The following is a 1509-nucleotide window of genomic DNA, read 5'->3' as shown; positions in this document are numbered from 1 at the left end:
CTAGTACCAACGCCGTTCAGTTTGGGCGTGGGGCTCGTTTGTCAAGGCCGGTAGGCAAAGCAGCGGAGCTGCCGTAGAAGAGGTCTGTCACTCCAAGACATCCTCACCACGGGAGCTCCGCTGTCGGAACAGACTGCCATAACGCGGACCGTCAAGGTAGCCAGTGGGGCGTTCGCGCCCGGTCACATCGGCGAGTTGACCCGGATCGTGCCGTTCGAGATGGTCGATGAGGTCCTGGCCGAGACCCGGGCGGTCCAGCGGCGGGTCCGGCTGGTGCCGGCGCGGGTCACCGTGTACCTCCTGCTGGCCGGGGCATTGTTCGCCGAGCTGGGCTACCGGCAGGTCTTCGACCGGTTGTGCGCCGGCCTGGGCTGCCTGGCGCCCGCCAGACCGACCGGCAGCGCGTTACGCCAGGCCCGCCAGCGTCTGGGAGCGGCGCCGATGAAGGCACTGTTCGACCTGGTACGCGGCCCGCTGGCCACGGCAGCGGCCCAGGCGCGGTGGCACGGTCTGCTGGTGGTGGCGGTCGACGGCACGCTACTGCCGGTGCCGGACAGCCCGGCGAACCTGGCCGTCTTCACCAAGCAGCGGTGCAACAACGGAACCGGGGGCTACCCGCAGATCCGGCTGGCGGCGCTGGTGGCCTGCGGAACGAGGGCGGTGATCGGAGCGGCGTTCGGCCCGACCACCATCGGCGAACTGGACTACGCCAGGCGCCTGGTGGGCGACCTGCGGGCCGGGATGCTGCTACTGGGCGATCGGAACTTCGCAGCCGCCGACCTGCTGAACCGCATGGCCGCCACCGGCGCGCACCTGCTGGTGCGATGCAAGTCCGGACGCCGACTGCCCGCGGTGGCCCACTGCCGTGACGGCTCGTTCCTGGCCCGGCTCGGCGCGCTGACCGTGCGGGTCATCGACGCCGAGATCAGCATCGCCACCTCCCGGGGGACCCGCACCGGCCACTACCGGCTACTGACCACCCTCACCGACTCGTCGACACATCCCGCCGCCGAACTCATCCGGCTGTATCACGAGCGGTGGGAGATCGAAACGGCCTACGCGGAACTCAAGTCCACGATCCTGGGCGGGCGGGTCCTGCGCGCCCGCACCCCGGCCGGCGTCGAGCAGGAGGTCTGGGCACTGCTGGTGGCCTACCAAGCGCTGCGGACCGCGATGACGGACGCCACCGACAGCGTCCCGGGCACCGATCCGGACCGGGCCGGCTTCACCGTCGCACTGTCCGCCGCCCGCGACCAACTCGTCCTAGCAGCGGGCATCATCGCCGACACCACCATCGACCTGGTCGGAGCCATCGGCCACCACGTACTGGCCCACCTCCTGCCCCGGCGGCGGGTCCGCACCAAAGACCGCATCGTCAAACGAGCGATCTCCAAGTACAACGCACGCGGGCCCGCCATCGACCGGACCACCTACAAGGCCACCATCAGCATCACCATGCTCACAACCGACCCTTGACGCCACCCAACCTGCCCAAACTGAACGGCGTTG

At 69.7% G+C, this 1509-nt stretch carries 1 protein-coding gene; it reads left to right on the top strand.

All coding sequences use genetic code 11. The annotated features are described in order from the left end of the window. Positions 1–99 precede the first annotated feature (99 nt). A complete protein-coding gene (locus LN042_RS36750) occupies positions 100–1476 on the top strand; it encodes an IS4 family transposase (protein ID WP_308191929.1) in 1377 nt (458 codons plus the stop codon). Positions 1477–1509 lie beyond the last annotated feature (33 nt).

The organism is Kitasatospora humi (assembly GCF_020907985.1).
Taxonomy (GTDB): domain Bacteria; phylum Actinomycetota; class Actinomycetes; order Streptomycetales; family Streptomycetaceae; genus Kitasatospora; species Kitasatospora humi.
Note: the sequence above shows the minus strand (reverse complement) of the source record. Positions and strands in the feature narration are given on the sequence as shown.